The sequence below is a fragment of the Methylocystis sp. Se48 genome, from assembly GCF_056269425.1.
This window is the reverse complement of sequence record NZ_CM149850.1, coordinates 2,132,156-2,148,255: the sequence shown is the minus strand read 5'-3', so window position 1 is coordinate 2,148,255 and position 16,100 is coordinate 2,132,156. Positions and strand designations below refer to the sequence as shown.

Here is a 16,100-nt window from a genome sequence, read left to right as displayed (position 1 = left end):
GGACCCATGTTGAAAAAAGTCATGTTCGCAGCGGCTCTGGCCGTTCTTCCCGCTGGCGCCGCGCCGGCCCAAAGCCTGTTCGACGTCTTTTCGCCGCCCGAAAACGGCCAGATGCTGCCGATGGAGGATATTCTCGCACGGGCGCGCGAGGCCGCCGATGGCGCGATCACTGAAATCGAGCTGGAGCGCAAGAAGGGCCGGTGGGTCTATGAGGTCGACGTCGTGGAGCGCGACGGAAGGAAGTACGAGCTTCTGTTCGACCCGTGGACGGGCAATCTTCTCTCCCGCAAGAGAGAGCGCGACTAACGTCGCGTCACGGCGCGACGAGCGCCGCCGTCAGCGCGGCGCGCACCGCTTCAGCGAAAACGTCTAGATGCGGCGCGTCACGAGCAAATTTGATCCGCAACGCGCGCGGGATTTCGATCTGCGCCCCGGCGCCTCGTCGCCCCTTGTTGCAGATGTTCCTCGGATCGCGGCCGGCGAGCGGATGACCCTCGCCGACCGCCTTCGCCCGAAAGCCGGCGTCGAGCAGCGCGAGAGAAATCGCGTCGCGCAACGGCTCGTGCAGGCCGCCCAACCAGATCGACGCGTCGTCCGCGCCGTCCTTGCGGCCGTGCACGCCGATCGCGACCTCCGAACCCGCGACGAGCCGCAGCGCACAGGGTTCGTCGAAGCGCGTCGAGGTGATGTGCAGGCCGTCGCCTTTCGCGCGCATCGTGAGGCTTTCGAAGCAATAGAGCGAATGCGTCTCGTGCGCGATCGCCGTCGCCGCCTCCGAGGTGCCCGGCTCGATCCAGCCGCCATGCGGCGCCAAGATGACGACGGGCGAGGGGCGAACGGCGACGTGAATGCGATAATGAACGTCCTCGATCTCGCGCGCGGCGAGCGCTGCGAAACTGTCGTACTGGTCGGCCATGCATTCAGATTAGCCGCGCAACGGGGAGTTTGTCATGAGCATGAAGCCGTCGCCCGAAAAGCCCCTCTCGCTCGGGATGTCGTTGTGGAACCCCAAGGCGCTGCTCGCCGCTTCTTCGCCGACGCCTTGCCCGATGCGGATGTGATCGCCATGGGCCATATCCTTCACGACCGGGATTTCGGCCAGAAGCATATGCTGCTTCGCAAAGCCTATGACGCCCTGCCCGCGGGCGGCGCGCTCATCGCCCATGAGGCGCTGATCGACGACGGCCGCCGCGAGAACCCCTTCAGCCTGCTGATGAGCCTCGACATGCTCATCGAAACCGCCAGCGGTTTCGATTTCACGGGCGCCTATTGTTGGGGGGCTGGATGAAGGCGGCAGGCTTCAGGGAGACGCGCGTCGGGCATCTCGTCGGCCCGGATTCCCTGGCGATCGGAATCAATTTAGGGCGAGCGCCGCGCGAAATGCCGGTCCATGGCGGCGGCCGGGGCGGAAACTGCCCGGGGATTGTCCGATTTCAGTTGGACGGGACGTAGTTTTGAATTATTCTAAGGAAGTGACGCCGGGGCCTCTCGCGGGAGGCGCCGCGCGCCGTCAATTCTCCTTTGGAGGCAATAATGGCATCGCTCAAGGGCAGCAAGACCGAAGAGAACCTGAAGGCCGCTTTCGCCGGCGAATCGCAGGCGAACCGCCGCTATCTCTATTTTGCTCAGAAGGCCGACGTCGAAGGTTACAATGACGTCGCCGCCGTGTTCCGGTCCACCGCGGAAGGCGAGACCGGCCACGCCCACGGCCATCTCGAGTTCCTCGAGTCCGTCGGCGATCCGGCCACCGGCCTCCCGATCGGCAAGACCGCCGACAACCTCAAGGCCGCCGTCGCCGGCGAGACGCACGAATACACCGACATGTATCCGGGCATGGCGCGTTCGGCGCGCGAAGAAGGCTTCGACGAGATCGCCGACTGGTTCGAGACGCTCGCCAAGGCAGAGCGCTCGCACGCCGGGCGTTTCCAGAAGGCGCTCGACGAGCTGAAGTAACGCCCGCAAATCCCCTCTTCCCGCAGATTCGCGGGGGGAGGGGATCCTTTTCCGTCATAGCAGGACGACCATGAGAGAAGGCAGTCTCGAGGCGCCGATCCGGCATCCGCTGGATTGGGAAAATCCCGATTTCTACGACGAGGCGAAGCTCGACGCGGAAATGCGCCGCGTCCTCGACATTTGTCACGGCTGCCGCCGCTGCTTCAATCTCTGCGACTCTTTCCCGCGGCTCTTCGATCTCGTCGACGAATCGAAGACGGGCGAACTCGATTCTGTCCCGAGCGCGGATTTCAAACAGGTCGTGGACGCCTGCACGCTCTGCGACATGTGCTTCCTGACGAAGTGCCCCTACGTTCCGCCGCACGAATTCAATCTCGATTTTCCGCATCTGATGCTGCGCTATCGCGCCGTCGAGGCGAAGAAGCGCGGGATTTCCGCCGCCGATCGCGCGCTGACCGAGACGGACCGCAACGGCAAATGGGCGACGCTGATCTCGGGCGCCGTCAATTGGGCGACGCGTCGCGGGAGCCCCCTGCGCGGACTGGAAGAGAAATACGCCGGCATCGACAAGAACGCGGCGCTTCCGGAATATGCGGGCCAAACGCTCGAAGCGCGCGCCAAGGCGGCGCCGCCCGCGCGCAACGCGGCCGGCCCTGCGAAGGGCCGCAAGGTCGCGCTCTACGCCACTTGCTACGGAGATTACAACGACACGTCGATCGGAATGGCGGCGCTGGCCGTGCTGGCGAAGAACGGCGTCGAGACGAAAGTCGTGCATCCGCATTGCTGCGGAATGCCGAAGCTGGAGCAGGGTCTGATCGGCGAAGTCGCCGACGCCGCCCGAAAGGTCGCGGCCGCCTTCGCGCCCTATATCGACGAGGGTTACGATATCGTGGCGCCGGTGCCCTCCTGCGCGCTGATGCTTAAATTCGAGTGGCCGCTCATTCTGCCGGACGACGGGAGCGTGAAGAAGCTGTCCAAAGCGACCTTCGACCTCTCCGAGTATATCGTCGACATCGCGAAGAAGGAGGGGCTCGCTGAGGGCATGAAGCCGATCGACGGCGGCGTCGCCTTCCACATGTCCTGCCATTCGCGCGCGCAGAATTTCGGCCAGAAGGGCGCCGAGCTTCTCAAGCTCATTCCGCAGGCGGATGTTGCGGTTGTCGAGCGCTGTTCGGGCCACGGCGGCGCCTGGGGTTACAAGAAGGGCAATTTCGAAACCGCGATGAAGGTCGGCAAGCCGGCGATGCGTCAGCTCAACACGGCGGGCAAGAAGCACGTCGTGTCGGAATGTCCGCTCGCGGGCATTCATCTGGAGCAGGGGATTGAGGCGCTTGGCGGCGACGCGCCAAAACCCGAGCGCGTCGGCCATCCGATCGTGCTGATGGCGCGGGCGTATGGGATTTCGTCTTCCGGCGAATAGTCGGGAGGACGGGAGTCGAGAGAAACGACATGTCCATCAAAACCGAAATCACCCGAGACGATATTCTCCCCTGGGCCGAATATGCGAAGGGACGCGCGGAGCATCGGCGCAGGATCACGGCGGTCAAGCGCAACCGGCGCGTCGAGGTTGGTCCCTATGTGACCTTCTATTTCGAGAGCTTCGATACGATGTGGCTGCAGGTGCAGGAGATGCTGCACATCGAGCGCGGCGGCGAGGCGCAGATTCCGGAGGAACTCGCGGCCTATAATCCGCTCATCCCGAAGGGCCGGGAACTCGTCGCGACTTTCATGATCGAGATCGACGATCCGCTACGCCGCGCCCGCGTGCTCGCGGGGTTGGGCGGCATCGAGGACACGGCCTTCATCGAGGTCGGCGGCGAACGGATCCAGGGCGCGGCCGAGGCCGATCAGGACCGCACCACGGCCGACGGCAAGGCGTCGAGCGTGCAATTCGTGCACTTCCCCTTCACCGACGCGCAGGCAGAAGCTTTCCGCGCGCCGAACGCACGGGTGATTCTGGGCCTCTCCCATCCCAATTACAGCCACATGGCCGTGATGTCGGAGGCGACGCGGGAAGCGCTTGCAGGGGATTTCGCCTGAGAAGGCCGCGCCCTCGGCCTGGCGCGCAAGCCCTGTGCGCGATCTGGCTGCGGGCGCCGAAATGCGCCCGCTTCCTGACGTTTGGAATGCTCAGTCGACCTTGAGCGTTGGGCAGGTCGATATGACCGAGCTGGCCTTCGTTGCGCCGAAGCGCATTGTGTAGGCCGCTGGCGGCAAGGCTGCGGGGATCTGCCACTGGCCGGACCAGACGCCGTCGCGGTCAGGGTCCGTGAGGGGGAGCGTGCGGCCGGCGACTGTGACGCTGACTGTGTCCAGCGACCCCGTCGTCTCGGCGAAAAAGTTCACATAGTCGCCCCTTGTCTGACGAGCGGGCGTCACCCAGCAGCGGGTGATGCCCGGCGTTGTGCTTGTCGGCAGGGAGATGATGCCCCAGTCGACCATCACCGCCCAGATCGCGCGCCCAGGGTTCCGCGTGTCGATGTCGATCCTGACCAGATTGCGCCCATCGACGAGCACGCCGGGCGGAATGGCGAAGATGTTCACGCCCCAAGCGCTGTCGCTGCCGTTCAGAACGCCGACCCTGACGCCATTGACATAGACGATGTCCGCTTCGCCCGCGGCGGCGTCCACATCGAAGACGTCCATACGCAGCGTGGCGGCTTTACCGGCCGAGCCGGCCGGAAGGACAATATTATATTCGATCGGCGCATTGGCGGCCGTATTGAAAAGATAGGCGTCCATATCGCCGTCGGGCGTATGGGTGTTCGCATTGTTCTCGTTGTCGATGTCCGTGCCGTATTCGCCCCGTTTAAGCACGGGCATGCCGTGCGGCGTGATCGACGACATCTGGCCCCGGGTGAGCGGCTCGTCGCGGGTCTGCGGGGCCGAGGCGGGCGTGGCGCTCGGCCAGGTCTTCAGCGGCGCGACGAACGCCCGCCGCGCATCCGCAGCGTTGACGGTCGTTTCCTCTCCCGTCGCGGCGGCCGGGAAAAGACCCATCGCCGCGATCATGGCGCCATTGAGCGCCCAGCCCCTCGCAGATTTCATGGAACTACCCTTCTCTTTACAAACTACACAAAAAGGCGCGCGCCTTCGCGCAGGTCGCCGCATTCATCCGTTCGAGCGATTTCGGGAGGCGCGCGCTCGCGATCAGCGCAAAAAAATAAAGAACGCTTCGCTTCTGGCCCCGCTCGCGTCGAGACCAGCATTGGCTAACTTTTCGTTAAAACACAAGATGCAATCTCGGGATCTTCCATGTTTTCAATATTTAGCCGGCTGGAATCCAATTCAACCCAGGCGTGTGAACCCGTATATCTGGTTGCGCCCGCGCCGAACGCCGGGGCGCATTTCCGGGCGGGGGCCGGAAGCGCCGCGGCCCGCCGCGATTCGCGGATTTCGCTCTCGTCTTCGGCCGCTTTGCTGTAAATGCCATCGGCGGCGCGGTTTCCCGAGAATCGCCCGCCGCCTCTCGACTCTATGGATCGACCTTGACCGCCTCCACCCATCGCGACCCCGTTTCGCGGCGCCGCACTTTCGCGATCATCTCGCACCCTGACGCCGGCAAGACCACGCTCACCGAGAAGCTCCTGCTCTTCGGCGGCGCCATTCAGCTTGCCGGCGCCGTGAAGGCCAAGCGCAACGCCCAGCAGACGCGCTCGGACTGGATGAGCATCGAGCGCGAGCGCGGCATTTCGGTCGTCACCTCGGTGATGACCTTCGAATACGCCGATTGCGTCTTCAATCTGCTCGACACGCCGGGCCACGAGGACTTCTCGGAAGACACCTATCGCACGCTCTCCGCGGTCGACGCGGCGGTGATGGTGATCGACGCGGCCAAGGGCATCGAGGCGCGCACGCGCAAGCTTTTCGAAGTCTGCCGCCTGCGCGACATTCCGATCGTCACTTTCGTCAACAAGCTCGACCGCGAAGGCCGCGATCCCTTCGAGCTGCTCGACGAAATCGAGAAGACGCTCGCGCTTGACACGACGCCGATCACCTGGCCCATCGGCGGCGGCAAGAATTTCGCCGGAACCTATCGCTTCGCGACGAAGACCGTTCGCCAGATCGACAAGGACGGCGACGAGTTGAAGACGGAAGGCATTTTCGATCCGCTCTTCGACAAGCTTCTGCCGACCGACGCCGACCATTGGCGCGAGGAGGCGATGCTGGCGGAGGAGGGCAGCAAACCCTTTGATCTCGCGGCTTTCCGCGAGGGCCATCTCACGCCCGTTTTCTTCGGTTCGGCGCTCCGCAATTTCGGCGTGCGCGATCTCATCGACGCCATGGCCGAATATGCGCCGAGCCCGCGCGCGCAGGAGGCCGACAAGCGGATGGTGGAGGCGAGCGAGCCGAAAATGACCGGCTTCGTCTTCAAGATCCAGGCGAATATGGACCCGAACCACCGCGACCGCATCGCCTTCATGCGCGTTTGCTCGGGCAAGCTAACGCGCGGCATGAAGGCGAAGCTCATCCGCACGGGCAAGAACATTCCCATCAACGCGCCGCAATTCTTCTTCGCGCGCGACCGCTCGATCGCCGACGAGGCTTTCGCGGGCGACGTGGTGGGTCTGCCGAACCACGGGCAACTTCGCATCGGCGATACGCTCACGGAGGGCGAGGACATCCGCTTTCGCGGCGTGCCGAGCTTTGCGCCTGAAATCCTGCGCCGCATTCTCATCAGCGACGCGATGAAGGCCAAGAAGCTGCGCGAGGCCTTGCAGCAACTCGCCGAGGAGGGCGTCGTGCAGGTCTTCACCCCGCATGACGGCTCCGGCTCCATCGTCGGCGTCGTCGGCGCGCTGCAGCTCGATGTGCTCGCGACGCGGTTGGAGGCCGAATATGGCTTGCAGACGCGCTACGAAACCTCGCGCTTCACGATCTGCCGCTGGATTGCGTCGGACGAGCCGGCGAAGCTGAAAAGCTTCATCGACTCCAACGGCTCCAGCATCGCGGACGATCTCGACGGCGCCCCGGTGTTCATGAGCACGTCCGCGTTTCAACTGAATTATGACGCGGAGCGCAACCCGGCGATCAAATTCTCGGACGTGAAGGACTATCAGAAAAGCTCGGCCTGAGCCGGCAATGGCGCCTTCTCCCTCAAGGGAACAATCGGGTCCGTATCAAGCCGCCAAGTCCATATCAAGCCGCCAAGTCAGCCGGGGACGATCCCCGCGATGCGCGACCGCGCCGTGCTCGACTTTCTCGCCGACCGCGGTTCTCGCGCGAAATATGTCACGAGCGCGTGCACGGGCTCGCTGCTGCTCGGCGCGGCGGGTCTGCTCAAGGGCTACAAGGCTACGAGCTATTGGATGGTGCGCGACGGCGGGCCTCGATTTCGGCCTGACGCTGGCGGCGGTGCTGCGGGGCGAAGACCATGCGAAGATGCTGCAGCTTGCGGTGGAATACGATCCGCGGCCGCCTTCCGACGCCGGGTCGCCCGAGCGGCCGCCGGCGGGAATGGCGGAGAAGATCAGGGATATGCGGGCAGGGGAGCTGGAGGCGGCGCGGGAGGCGATTGCGGCCGCGGCCGGTTTGCGGGCTGAACGGCGCCCCTGAAATCTGGTCCGGACCGATGTCCCGCGCCAATCCGCCACTCTTCCCGTTGCGCCCGCGCCGTGATAAGGCGGACGCCTCAACGATGCGCGACATGGAGAGCCGGTTTCGCCGCGAGAATCGGGGAAGCCGCCTTTTTCGCTTATCTTTCGCGCGCTCAGGCTAGAGGACATTCCATGAGCCAGTCCGGTTTCTTCACCACCTCCCTTGCGCAGTCCGATCCGGAACTCGCCAAGGCGATCGAACTCGAACTCGGCCGCCAGAAGCACGAGATCGAGCTCATCGCGTCGGAAAACATTGTTTCCAAGGCGGTGATGGAGGCTCAGGGCTCGGTTCTGACCAATAAGTACGCGGAAGGCTATCCGGGCAAGCGCTATTACGGCGGCTGCCAGTATGTCGACATCGCCGAGAACCTGGCGATCGAGCGCGCCAAGAAGCTCTTCGGTTGCGGCTTCGCCAATGTGCAGCCGAACTCCGGCTCGCAGGCGAACCAGGGCGTTTTCCTCGCGCTCGCGCAGCCGGGCGACACCTTCATGGGCCTCGACCTCGCAGCGGGCGGCCATCTGACGCACGGATCGCCCGTGAATCTCTCCGGCAAGTGGTTCAAGCCGATCCCCTACACGGTGCGCAAGGACGATCACCGCATCGACATGGAGATGGTCGAGAAGCTCGCCAAGGAGCACAAGCCGAAGATCATCATCGCCGGCGGCTCGGGCTACTCGCGCATCTGGGACTTTGCGGCCTTCCGCAAGATCGCGGACGAAGTCGGCGCCTACTTCATGGTCGACATGGCCCATTTCGCCGGCCTCGTCGCCGCGGGCCTGCATCCCTCGCCGTTCCCGCACGCCCATGTCGTCACCACCACGACGCATAAGACGCTGCGCGGCCCGCGCGGCGGCATGGTGCTGACGAATGACGAAGACATCGCCAAGAAGATCAATTCGGCTATCTTCCCCGGCCTGCAGGGCGGCCCGCTGATGCACGTCATCGCCGCGAAGGCGGTCGCCTTCGGAGAGGCGCTGACGCCGGAATTCAAGGCCTATCAGCAGCGCGTGAAGGACAATGCGCAGACCCTCGCCCAGACGCTGGTCGACGCGGGCCTCGCGATCGTCTCCGGCGGCACGGAGAACCACCTCATGCTGGTCGATCTGCGTCCGAAGAAGATCACCGGCAAGGCGGCGGAAGCCGCGCTCGGCCGCGCCCACATCACCTGCAACAAGAACGGCATCCCCTTCGACCCGGAAAAGCCCTTCGTCACCTCCGGCATTCGTCTCGGCACGCCGGCGGCGACATCACGCGGCTTCGGCACGGGCGAGTTCGCCGAGGTCGGCAAGCTGATCGTCGAGGTGCTGGACGGCCTGTCGTCGAAGGGCGAAGAGGGCAACGCGGGCACGGAAGCGGCGGTGAAGGAAAAGGTTCACGCGCTGACCGCCAAGTTCCCGATCTATCCGTAATCGGGACTGTTTTGCGCCCTCCCCTCAAGGGGAGGGTCGCGCCAAAGGCGCGGGGTGGGGCGGACTTCCGAACTTCGGGAGTCGCCCCGGACCCTGCGCCTTCTGCTTTAGGCAAATTCGGCGAGCGTTCGGGTCATCGCCCCACCCCGAACGGCTTCGCCGTTCGACCCTTCCTCCCGAGGGGGTGAAAGAGCGCCGAGGGTTTTGATGCGCTGTCCCTATTGCGGCTCCTTCGACACGCAGGTGAAGGATTCGCGCCCGGCCGAGGACTCCGCCTGCATCCGGCGCCGGCGCGTGTGCCCGACCTGCGGCGGCCGTTTCACCACTTTCGAGCGCGTGCAGCTGCGCGAGATCGTCGTCGTCAAGAAATCGGGCAAGCGCGCGCCCTTCGACCGCGACAAGCTCACCCGCTCGGTCGAGATCGCGTTGCGCAAGCGTCCCGTCGAGCCCGAGCGCGTGGAGCGGATGATTTCGGGCATCGTCCGCCAGCTCGAAAGCGCAGGGGAAGCCGAGGTGGAAAGCCATCGAATCGGCGAATTGGTGATCGAAGGCTTGCGTTCCCTCGACGCCGTGGCCTTTGTCCGCTTCGCCTCCGTCTATCGCGACTTTCGGGAAGCGCGCGATTTCAACGCGATCATCGACGAACTCGAGAGCGGCGGCGAATTTGCGGAAGGCGCCGACGACTAGATGAGCCTGCACGAGACCTTTCCACTCGCCGCGACCGACGACGCCTATATGGCGGCGGCGCTGGCGCTCGGCCGGCGCAACATGGGCCGCACGGCGCCCAATCCGGCGGTCGGCGCGCTCGTCGTGCGCGACGGCGTCGTCGTCGCGCGCGGCTATACGGCCGTCGGGGGGCGTCCGCATGCGGAAGCCATCGCTCTCGCGGCGGCGGGGGAGGCGGCGCGCGGCGCGACGCTCTACGTCACGCTCGAACCCTGTTCGCATCACGGGGCCACGCCGCCCTGTGTCGACGCCATCGTCGCAGCGGGCGTGGCGCGCGTCGTCACGGCGATGGAAGACCCGGATCCGCGCGTCGCGGGGCGGGGCCACGCCATTCTGCGCGAGGCGGGAATCGACGTCGCGGTCGGGGCAGAGGCGGCTGCCGCGCGCTGCGACCATCTCGGCCATATTCTGCGCGTCACTAAACATCGGCCGATGGTGACGCTGAAGCTGGCGCAGACGGCGGACGGCTACGCGGCGGGCGCCGCGCACGACCCACGCTTGCGCATCACCGGACCCATCGCCGACGCTTTCACCCATGTGCAGCGCTCGCTTCACGACGCGATCATGGTCGGCTCCGGCACGGCGCGGGAGGACGATCCGCTGATGACCGTGCGTGCGCCGGGCGTCGACGGACCCAGACGGCTGCGCGTCGTGCTGGATCGCCGGTTGACCATGTCGCCGCGATCGCGGCTTGCCGCGACGGCGCGCGAGACGCCGCTGCTCGTGATCGTCGGCGAGGATGTGGGGGAGGACGCCGCGCGCGCTTTCGCCGAGGCGACCGGCGCCGAAGTCGCGCGCATCCCTACGATCGACGGCCGGCTCGATCTGCTCGCGGCGTTGCGTCTGCTCGCCGACCGGGGAATCACGCGCGTCTTCAGCGAGGGCGGGCCCCGCGTAGCGGAAAGTCTGCTCGTCGCCGGGCTCGCGGACGAGGTCATCCTTCACAAGGGCGTGAAGCCGCTCGGCCGTCCAGGCCGTCCGGCCCTCACCCCCGCGGCGCGCGCGGCTTTGGAGAATGTCTCGCGCTATCGCATGATCGAAAGCCGAACGCTCGGCGCAGATCAGATGACGCGCTACGCGAGAATGGATTGAAACGGCCTCGCCGATTGGACGCAGGGCGCGTGCGAGGTTTACGCCTCCCATGACGAGGCCGTCTTGGAGTTTTTCATGTTCACCGGCATCGTCACCGACATCGGCGAAGTTCTTTCCGTCGACCCGCGCGGCGATCTGAAGCGCCTGCGCATCGGCTGCGCCTATGACGCCGATACGATCGCGCTCGGCGCCTCCATCGCCAATTCCGGGGTGTGTCTGACGGTGGTCGCCGTCGCACGCGAGGGCGGGCGCACCGTCTTCGACGTCGACGCAGCGGCCGAGACTTTGGCGAAGACGACTGTGGGAGCATGGGCGCCGGGAACGCGCGTCAATCTCGAGCGCGCGCTCCGGGTCGGCGACGAACTCGGCGGCCATATCGTCACAGGCCATGTCGACGGAGTGGCGCACATTCTGTCGAGAGACGACTTTGACGCGATGGCCCGCTTCTGGATCGAGGCCCCGCACGACCTTGCCTGCTTCATTGCGCCAAAGGGGTCCGTCGCGCTGGACGGCGCGTCGCTCACCGTGAATGAGGTCGAAGGCGACCGATTTTCGATCTTGCTCATTCCGCACACGCTGGCCGTGACCACCTTCGGCGCGCGCCGGGCAGGAGACGCCTTGAACATCGAGGTGGATATGATGGCGCGATATGCGGCGCGGTTGAGCGGAAAATGACGGCGCTGGCTGACAAGCCGCAGCCGCTGTGACATAAGATGCGCCAAAACCAAAAATATCCGCGGAAACGCTACCCCCTCTCCGTCCCTCTCCCGCTGCGCGCGAGTGAGGGGGACGCTTGCGATCGGCGGCGTATATGAAGGCCGCGCCGTCACTCCCTCTTCGACAAAGGGCGTCGGAAGACGCCCGTCTTTGACGGGCTTTGGCGGGGGTAGGGTTGGGGAGGGGCCTTTCGGAGTTCGAAAATGGCAGGTTTTGCACCCGACGACCTTGATGCGACGCCGGTTCCCGGCGCGCGCATCCTCGTCGTCGCGGCAAAGTTCAACGCCGACATCGTCGGCCAACTGAAAGAAGGCGCGATCGCCGCGATCGAGCGGCTCGGCGCGCGCGCGACCGTGATCGAGGTTCCTGGCGCGCTGGAGATCGCGACCGCCGCCGCCATCGCGCTCGACGCCGCGGAAAAGGCGGGCGCGCCCTATGACGGGCTCGTTGCGCTCGGCTGCGTCATTCGCGGCGAGACGTATCATTTCGAGATCGTCGCCAATGAAAGCTCGCGTGCGCTGACCGACCTCTCGGTCTCGCGCCGCCTCCCTCTGGGCAATGGAATCCTCACCGTGGAAAATGACGAGCAGGCGATCGTGCGCGCCGATCCGAAGCAGGGCGACAAGGGCGCCGACGCAGCCCTCGCGGCGCTCGCGCTCATCCGCCTGAAACGGAGTCTCGCATGAGTCTCGACCAGCGCTCCGCCGCGCGCCTCGCCATCGTGCAGGCGCTGTATCAGATGGAAGTCGCGGGGAAGGGCCTCAACGAGGTCTTCGCGGAATTCGAGTCGCACTGGATCGGCCGCGAGATCGAGGGCGTGCAATACAAGCCTGCCGAGGTGGCGTTCTTCCGCGACGTGCTGCAGGGCGTGCTCACGGATCAGGTGGCCATCGACCGTCAGATCGATCGCGTCCTGTCGGGCGGCTGGCCGCTCGCGCGCGTCGAGGCGGTGATGCGCGCCGCCCTGCGCGCGGGCGCCTATGAGCTGCGGTCGCGCAAGGACGTCCCGGCCCGCGTTGCGATCAAGGAATATGTCGACGTCGCCGGCGCCTTTTTCGGGTCGATGGAGTCGGGCATGGTGAACGCCGTACTCGACAAAATCGCGCGCGAGGAGCGGGCGGGGGAAATGGGGTAGCCCCCTCCCCAACCCTCCCCCGATTGCGCGGGAGAAGGGGCGGATCCGGGCCTTCATCCACATCGCTGATCGCGAGTGTCCCTCTCTCTCGCGGAGCGGGGGGGGGGGGGGACAGGGAGGGGGCGCAGGGGCAATGTCCGACCGCTACACCGAAGACGAACTCATCGCCCGCATCTTCGCGCCCATCGCCGGGCCTGCGGCGCTGGGTCTGAAAGACGACGCGGCGCTGATCGCGGCGTCCGCCGAGCCGACGGTCGCCACGGTCGACATGCTTGTCGGCGGCGTGCATTTCTTCCCCGACGACCCGCCTGCGCTCATCGCCAAGAAGGCGCTGCGGGTCAATCTCTCCGATCTCGCCGCCAAAGGCGCCGAGCCGGTCGGCTTTCTGCTCTCGCTGGCCTTGCCGGGCGACTGGACCAACGACTGGCTGACCGCCTTCGCCGCCGGTCTCGCGGAAGACGCCCGCGGCTATGCCGCGCCGCTTCTCGGCGGCGACACGGCCGCGACGCCGGGGCCGCTGACCATCTCGATCACCGCCCTGGGCCGCGCGCCGCGCTTCGTCCCGCGCACAGGCGCGCGGCCCGGCGATGCGATCTACGTCTCCGGGACGATCGGCGACGCCGCCGTCGGCCTTGCGCTGCGCCGAGACCCGGCGCTGGCGGCGCGGCTTTCTCCCGCCGCCCGCGATCATCTGCTGGACCGCTACCTCCTGCCGCGCCCGCGCCTCGACCTCGCGCCGCTGCTGCGCGCCCACGCCAGCGCCGCCATGGACGTCTCCGACGGGCTCGCGGGCGACCTCGCGAAACTCTGCCGCGTCTCCGGGGTGAGCGCGATCGTGGAGGCGCCCCTTGTTCCGCTTTCTCCCGCCGCGCGCGAGGCCATGGCCCTGGCGCCCGAACTCTTCGAAACCGCGCTGACGGGCGGCGACGATTATGAAATCCTGTTCGCCGCCGGCTCCGCCTTCCGCGCGGGGGAGGGGGTCGCCCGGATCGGCGAGATCGTCGCCGGAACGGCGCCGCCCCTGTTTCGCGACGCGGCAAAAAAGCCCCTGAATTTCGGGAAATTGTCCTTCAGCCACTTCTGACTGCAAAGGGCGGCGCCATTGCCGGTTCGCCCGGTTTCTGGCAGAAAGCGCGCGGAAAATTCTCGCGCGTCCGGCCGATTCGTCGCGTCCGGCCGTGTTTCCTTTTTTCCGTTGCGCGCCCACCCCTTTGTGGCGCGGTCATTTTCGGCCGCCCTCCGGCCGAAGAACGAAAAGGCGAACCCAATGGTCCTTTTTCTTACCATCGTCTTCGGACTCATGTCCGTAGCCTACGGCGTGAAAACGTCGCAGGAGCTGCTCGCGGCTGATCCCGGCTCGCAGCGCATGCAGGAAATCTCGGGCGCCGTCGCCGAGGGCGCGCAGGCTTATCTCAATCGCCAGTACAAGACCATCGGCTACGTCGGCGCCGTGATCTTCGTGCTGCTCGTCATTCTGCTCGGCTGGGCGGTCGCCTTCGGCTTCGCGATCGGCGCGGCGCTCTCGGGCGCGGCCGGCTATATCGGCATGAACGTCTCGGTGCGCGCCAACGTCCGCACCGCGCAGGCGGCGACCAAGTCGCTGGCCGGCGGCCTCGACATCGCCTTCAAGGCGGGGGCCGTCACGGGTCTGCTCGTCGCGGGCCTCGCGCTGCTGGGCGTCGCGATCTACTACGCGATCCTCACCTGGTTCGTGGGCTATACGCCTGCTGATCGCGTTCTCGTCGATGCGCTCGTCGCGCTCGGCTTCGGCGCGTCGCTCATCTCGATCTTCGCGCGTCTCGGCGGCGGCATCTTCACCAAAGGCGCCGATGTCGGCGCCGACCTCGTCGGCAAGGTCGAGGCGGGCATTCCGGAAGACGATCCGCGCAACCCGGCGACGATTGCCGATAACGTCGGCGACAATGTCGGCGACTGCGCGGGCATGGCGGCGGACCTCTTCGAGACCTACGCGGTCACGGTCGTCGCGACCATGGTTCTCGCCGCGATCTTCTTTTCCGGTCAGGAAGGCCTGCACGGAGCCGTGATCTATCCGCTCGCCATTGGCGGCCTGTCGATCCTGACCTCCATCGCCGGCACCTATTTCGTGAAGCTCGGCAAGGACGACACGCAGTGGGGCCAGATCGCCGCGCCCTACTTCGAGAAGCTCGGCCTCAAGGACGACCAGATCATGGACGCCCTCTATAAGGGCCTCATCGCCACGGGCGTTCTCTCGATCCCCGGCCTCTTTCTCGCCACGCTCTTCACCGTCGGTCTTGGCGAAGTCGGCAAGGTCAACGGCGAGTCGATCAACGGCTTCATGCTCTTCCTCTGCGGGATCATCGGCCTGATCGTGACCGGCGCCATCGTCTACATCACGGAATATTACACCGGCACGGGCAAGCGCCCGGTGGTGTCGATCGCCCAGGCGTCAGTGACGGGCCATGGCACCAACGTCATTCAGGGCCTCGCCGTATCGCTCGAGTCGACGGCCGCCCCGGCGGTCGTGATCGTGCTCGGCATCATCCTCACATATCAGTTCGGCGGCCTCTACGGCACTGCGATCGCGGTCACGACCATGCTCGGCCTCGCCGGCATGATCGTCGCGCTCGACGCCTTTGGCCCAGTGACCGACAACGCCGGCGGCATCGCCGAAATGTCGGGCCTGCCGAAGGAAGTGCGCCAGTCGACCGACGCGCTCGACGCGGTAGGCAACACGACCAAGGCGGTGACGAAGGGCTACGCCATCGGCTCCGCGGGACTCGGCGCGCTGGTGCTGTTCGCGGCCTATACGAACGACATCCGCCACTTCGCCGAGACCGGCGTCGGGTATTTCAAGGGCCTCGAGAACATCGACTTCAGCCTGTCGAACCCCTTCGTCGTCGCGGGCCTGATCTTTGGCGGCCTTATTCCTTACCTCTTCGGCGGCATCGCCATGACGGCCGTGGGCCGCGCGGCGGGTTCCGTTGTCGAGGAAGTGCGCCGCCAGTTCCGCGAGAAGCCCGGCATCATGGACGGCTCGGCCCGTCCGGACTACGGCCGCGCGGTCGACATGCTGACGCAGGCGGCGATCAAGGAGATGATCGTCCCCTCGCTGCTGCCGGTGGCCGCGCCGCTCGTGATGTTCATTGTCGTGCTTGTCCTCGGCGGCGGCAAGGCCAACGCTCTCGCGGCGGTGGGCGCGCTGCTGCTCGGCGTGATCGTCAATGGCGTCTTCGTCGCCATCTCGATGACCTCGGGCGGCGGCGCCTGGGACAACGCCAAGAAGTCTTTCGAGGACGGCTTCGTCGACAAGGACGGCGTGAAGCACCTTAAGGGCTCCGAGGCGCACAAGGCATCGGTCACGGGCGACACCGTCGGCGACCCATATAAGGACACCGCCGGCCCGGCCGTGAACCCGGCCATCAAGATCACCAACATCGTCGCGCTGCTGATGCTGGCGATCCTGGCCCATTGGGGTTGATCGGGCCCAC

General features: G+C 66.0%; 17 protein-coding genes. 15 read left to right on the top strand and 2 right to left on the bottom strand.

Annotated features, from left to right (window positions below):
• Window positions 1-6: 6 nt before the first annotated feature.
• On the top strand, window positions 7-306 hold the full coding sequence (locus ACV959_RS10600) for a PepSY domain-containing protein (protein ID WP_475736573.1): 300 nt from the start codon (window positions 7-9) through the stop codon (window positions 304-306).
• A 7-nt stretch (window positions 307-313) separates the two neighbouring features.
• On the opposite strand, the gene ACV959_RS10595 is transcribed toward ACV959_RS10600, so the two are convergent.
• On the bottom strand, window positions 314-916 hold the full coding sequence (locus ACV959_RS10595) for a poly-gamma-glutamate hydrolase family protein (protein ID WP_475736572.1): 603 nt from the start codon (window positions 914-916) through the stop codon (window positions 314-316).
• A gap of 84 nt (window positions 917-1,000) precedes the next feature.
• On the opposite strand from ACV959_RS10595, the gene ACV959_RS10590 reads away from it, so the two are divergent.
• The 4 genes from ACV959_RS10590 (at window position 1,001) to ACV959_RS10575 (ending at window position 3,993) form a co-directional block, all read left to right on the top strand.
• Window positions 1,001-1,288: a methyltransferase gene (locus tag ACV959_RS10590; protein WP_475736571.1), complete on the top strand. Its 288-nt coding sequence runs from the start codon at window positions 1,001-1,003 to the stop codon at window positions 1,286-1,288.
• Between the two features lie 245 nt (window positions 1,289-1,533).
• Entirely contained in the window at window positions 1,534-1,953 is a 420-nt protein-coding gene (locus ACV959_RS10585; protein WP_475736570.1) for a rubrerythrin family protein, read from the top strand.
• Between the two features lie 70 nt (window positions 1,954-2,023).
• Complete coding sequence (locus ACV959_RS10580; RefSeq protein WP_475736569.1) at window positions 2,024-3,373, top strand: (Fe-S)-binding protein; 1,350 nt, start codon at window positions 2,024-2,026, stop codon at window positions 3,371-3,373.
• Window positions 3,374-3,402: 29 nt separating this feature from the next.
• A complete protein-coding gene (locus ACV959_RS10575; protein WP_475736568.1) occupies window positions 3,403-3,993 on the top strand; it encodes a DUF3501 family protein in 591 nt (196 codons plus the stop codon).
• A 90-nt stretch (window positions 3,994-4,083) separates the two neighbouring features.
• Here ACV959_RS10575 and ACV959_RS10570 read toward each other — a convergent pair whose 3' ends face one another.
• Window positions 4,084-5,001 carry a hypothetical protein gene (locus tag ACV959_RS10570; protein WP_475736567.1) on the bottom strand — a complete coding sequence of 306 codons (918 nt, stop codon included), beginning with the start codon at window positions 4,999-5,001 and terminating at the stop codon, window positions 4,084-4,086.
• A gap of 440 nt (window positions 5,002-5,441) precedes the next feature.
• Here ACV959_RS10570 and ACV959_RS10565 point away from each other — a divergent pair, with 440 nt between their 5' ends.
• The 10 genes from ACV959_RS10565 (at window position 5,442) to ACV959_RS10520 (ending at window position 16,090) form a co-directional block, all read left to right on the top strand.
• Window positions 5,442-7,028 carry a peptide chain release factor 3 gene (locus ACV959_RS10565; RefSeq protein ID WP_475736566.1) on the top strand — a complete coding sequence of 529 codons (1,587 nt, stop codon included), beginning with the start codon at window positions 5,442-5,444 and terminating at the stop codon, window positions 7,026-7,028.
• A gap of 307 nt (window positions 7,029-7,335) precedes the next feature.
• Window positions 7,336-7,509 (top strand): hypothetical protein, encoded by a 174-nt coding sequence (locus ACV959_RS10560; protein WP_475736565.1) that lies wholly within the window; start codon window positions 7,336-7,338, stop codon window positions 7,507-7,509.
• Window positions 7,510-7,682: 173 nt separating this feature from the next.
• Window positions 7,683-8,960: a serine hydroxymethyltransferase gene (glyA, locus tag ACV959_RS10555; RefSeq protein WP_475736564.1), complete on the top strand. Its 1,278-nt coding sequence runs from the start codon at window positions 7,683-7,685 to the stop codon at window positions 8,958-8,960.
• Between the two features lie 207 nt (window positions 8,961-9,167).
• Window positions 9,168-9,647, top strand: coding sequence for a transcriptional regulator NrdR (gene nrdR / locus ACV959_RS10550; protein ID WP_475736563.1), 480 nt, complete (start codon window positions 9,168-9,170; stop codon window positions 9,645-9,647).
• Window positions 9,648-10,778, top strand: a complete 1,131-nt coding sequence (ribD, locus tag ACV959_RS10545; RefSeq protein ID WP_475736562.1) for a bifunctional diaminohydroxyphosphoribosylaminopyrimidine deaminase/5-amino-6-(5-phosphoribosylamino)uracil reductase RibD — start codon at window positions 9,648-9,650, stop codon at window positions 10,776-10,778.
• Between the two features lie 75 nt (window positions 10,779-10,853).
• Window positions 10,854-11,453 carry a riboflavin synthase gene (locus ACV959_RS10540; RefSeq protein WP_475739647.1) on the top strand — a complete coding sequence of 200 codons (600 nt, stop codon included), beginning with the start codon at window positions 10,854-10,856 and terminating at the stop codon, window positions 11,451-11,453.
• A 245-nt stretch (window positions 11,454-11,698) separates the two neighbouring features.
• Complete coding sequence (ribH, locus tag ACV959_RS10535; protein ID WP_475736561.1) at window positions 11,699-12,181, top strand: 6,7-dimethyl-8-ribityllumazine synthase; 483 nt, start codon at window positions 11,699-11,701, stop codon at window positions 12,179-12,181.
• Complete coding sequence (gene nusB / locus ACV959_RS10530; protein ID WP_475736560.1) at window positions 12,178-12,630, top strand: transcription antitermination factor NusB; 453 nt, start codon at window positions 12,178-12,180, stop codon at window positions 12,628-12,630. The genes ribH and nusB overlap by 4 nt, the downstream gene beginning before the upstream one ends.
• Before the next feature lie 133 nt (window positions 12,631-12,763).
• A complete protein-coding gene (gene thiL / locus ACV959_RS10525; protein WP_475736559.1) occupies window positions 12,764-13,714 on the top strand; it encodes a thiamine-phosphate kinase in 951 nt (316 codons plus the stop codon).
• A 183-nt stretch (window positions 13,715-13,897) separates the two neighbouring features.
• Window positions 13,898-16,090, top strand: coding sequence for a sodium-translocating pyrophosphatase (locus ACV959_RS10520; protein WP_475736558.1), 2,193 nt, complete (start codon window positions 13,898-13,900; stop codon window positions 16,088-16,090).
• Window positions 16,091-16,100: the final 10 nt, after the last annotated feature.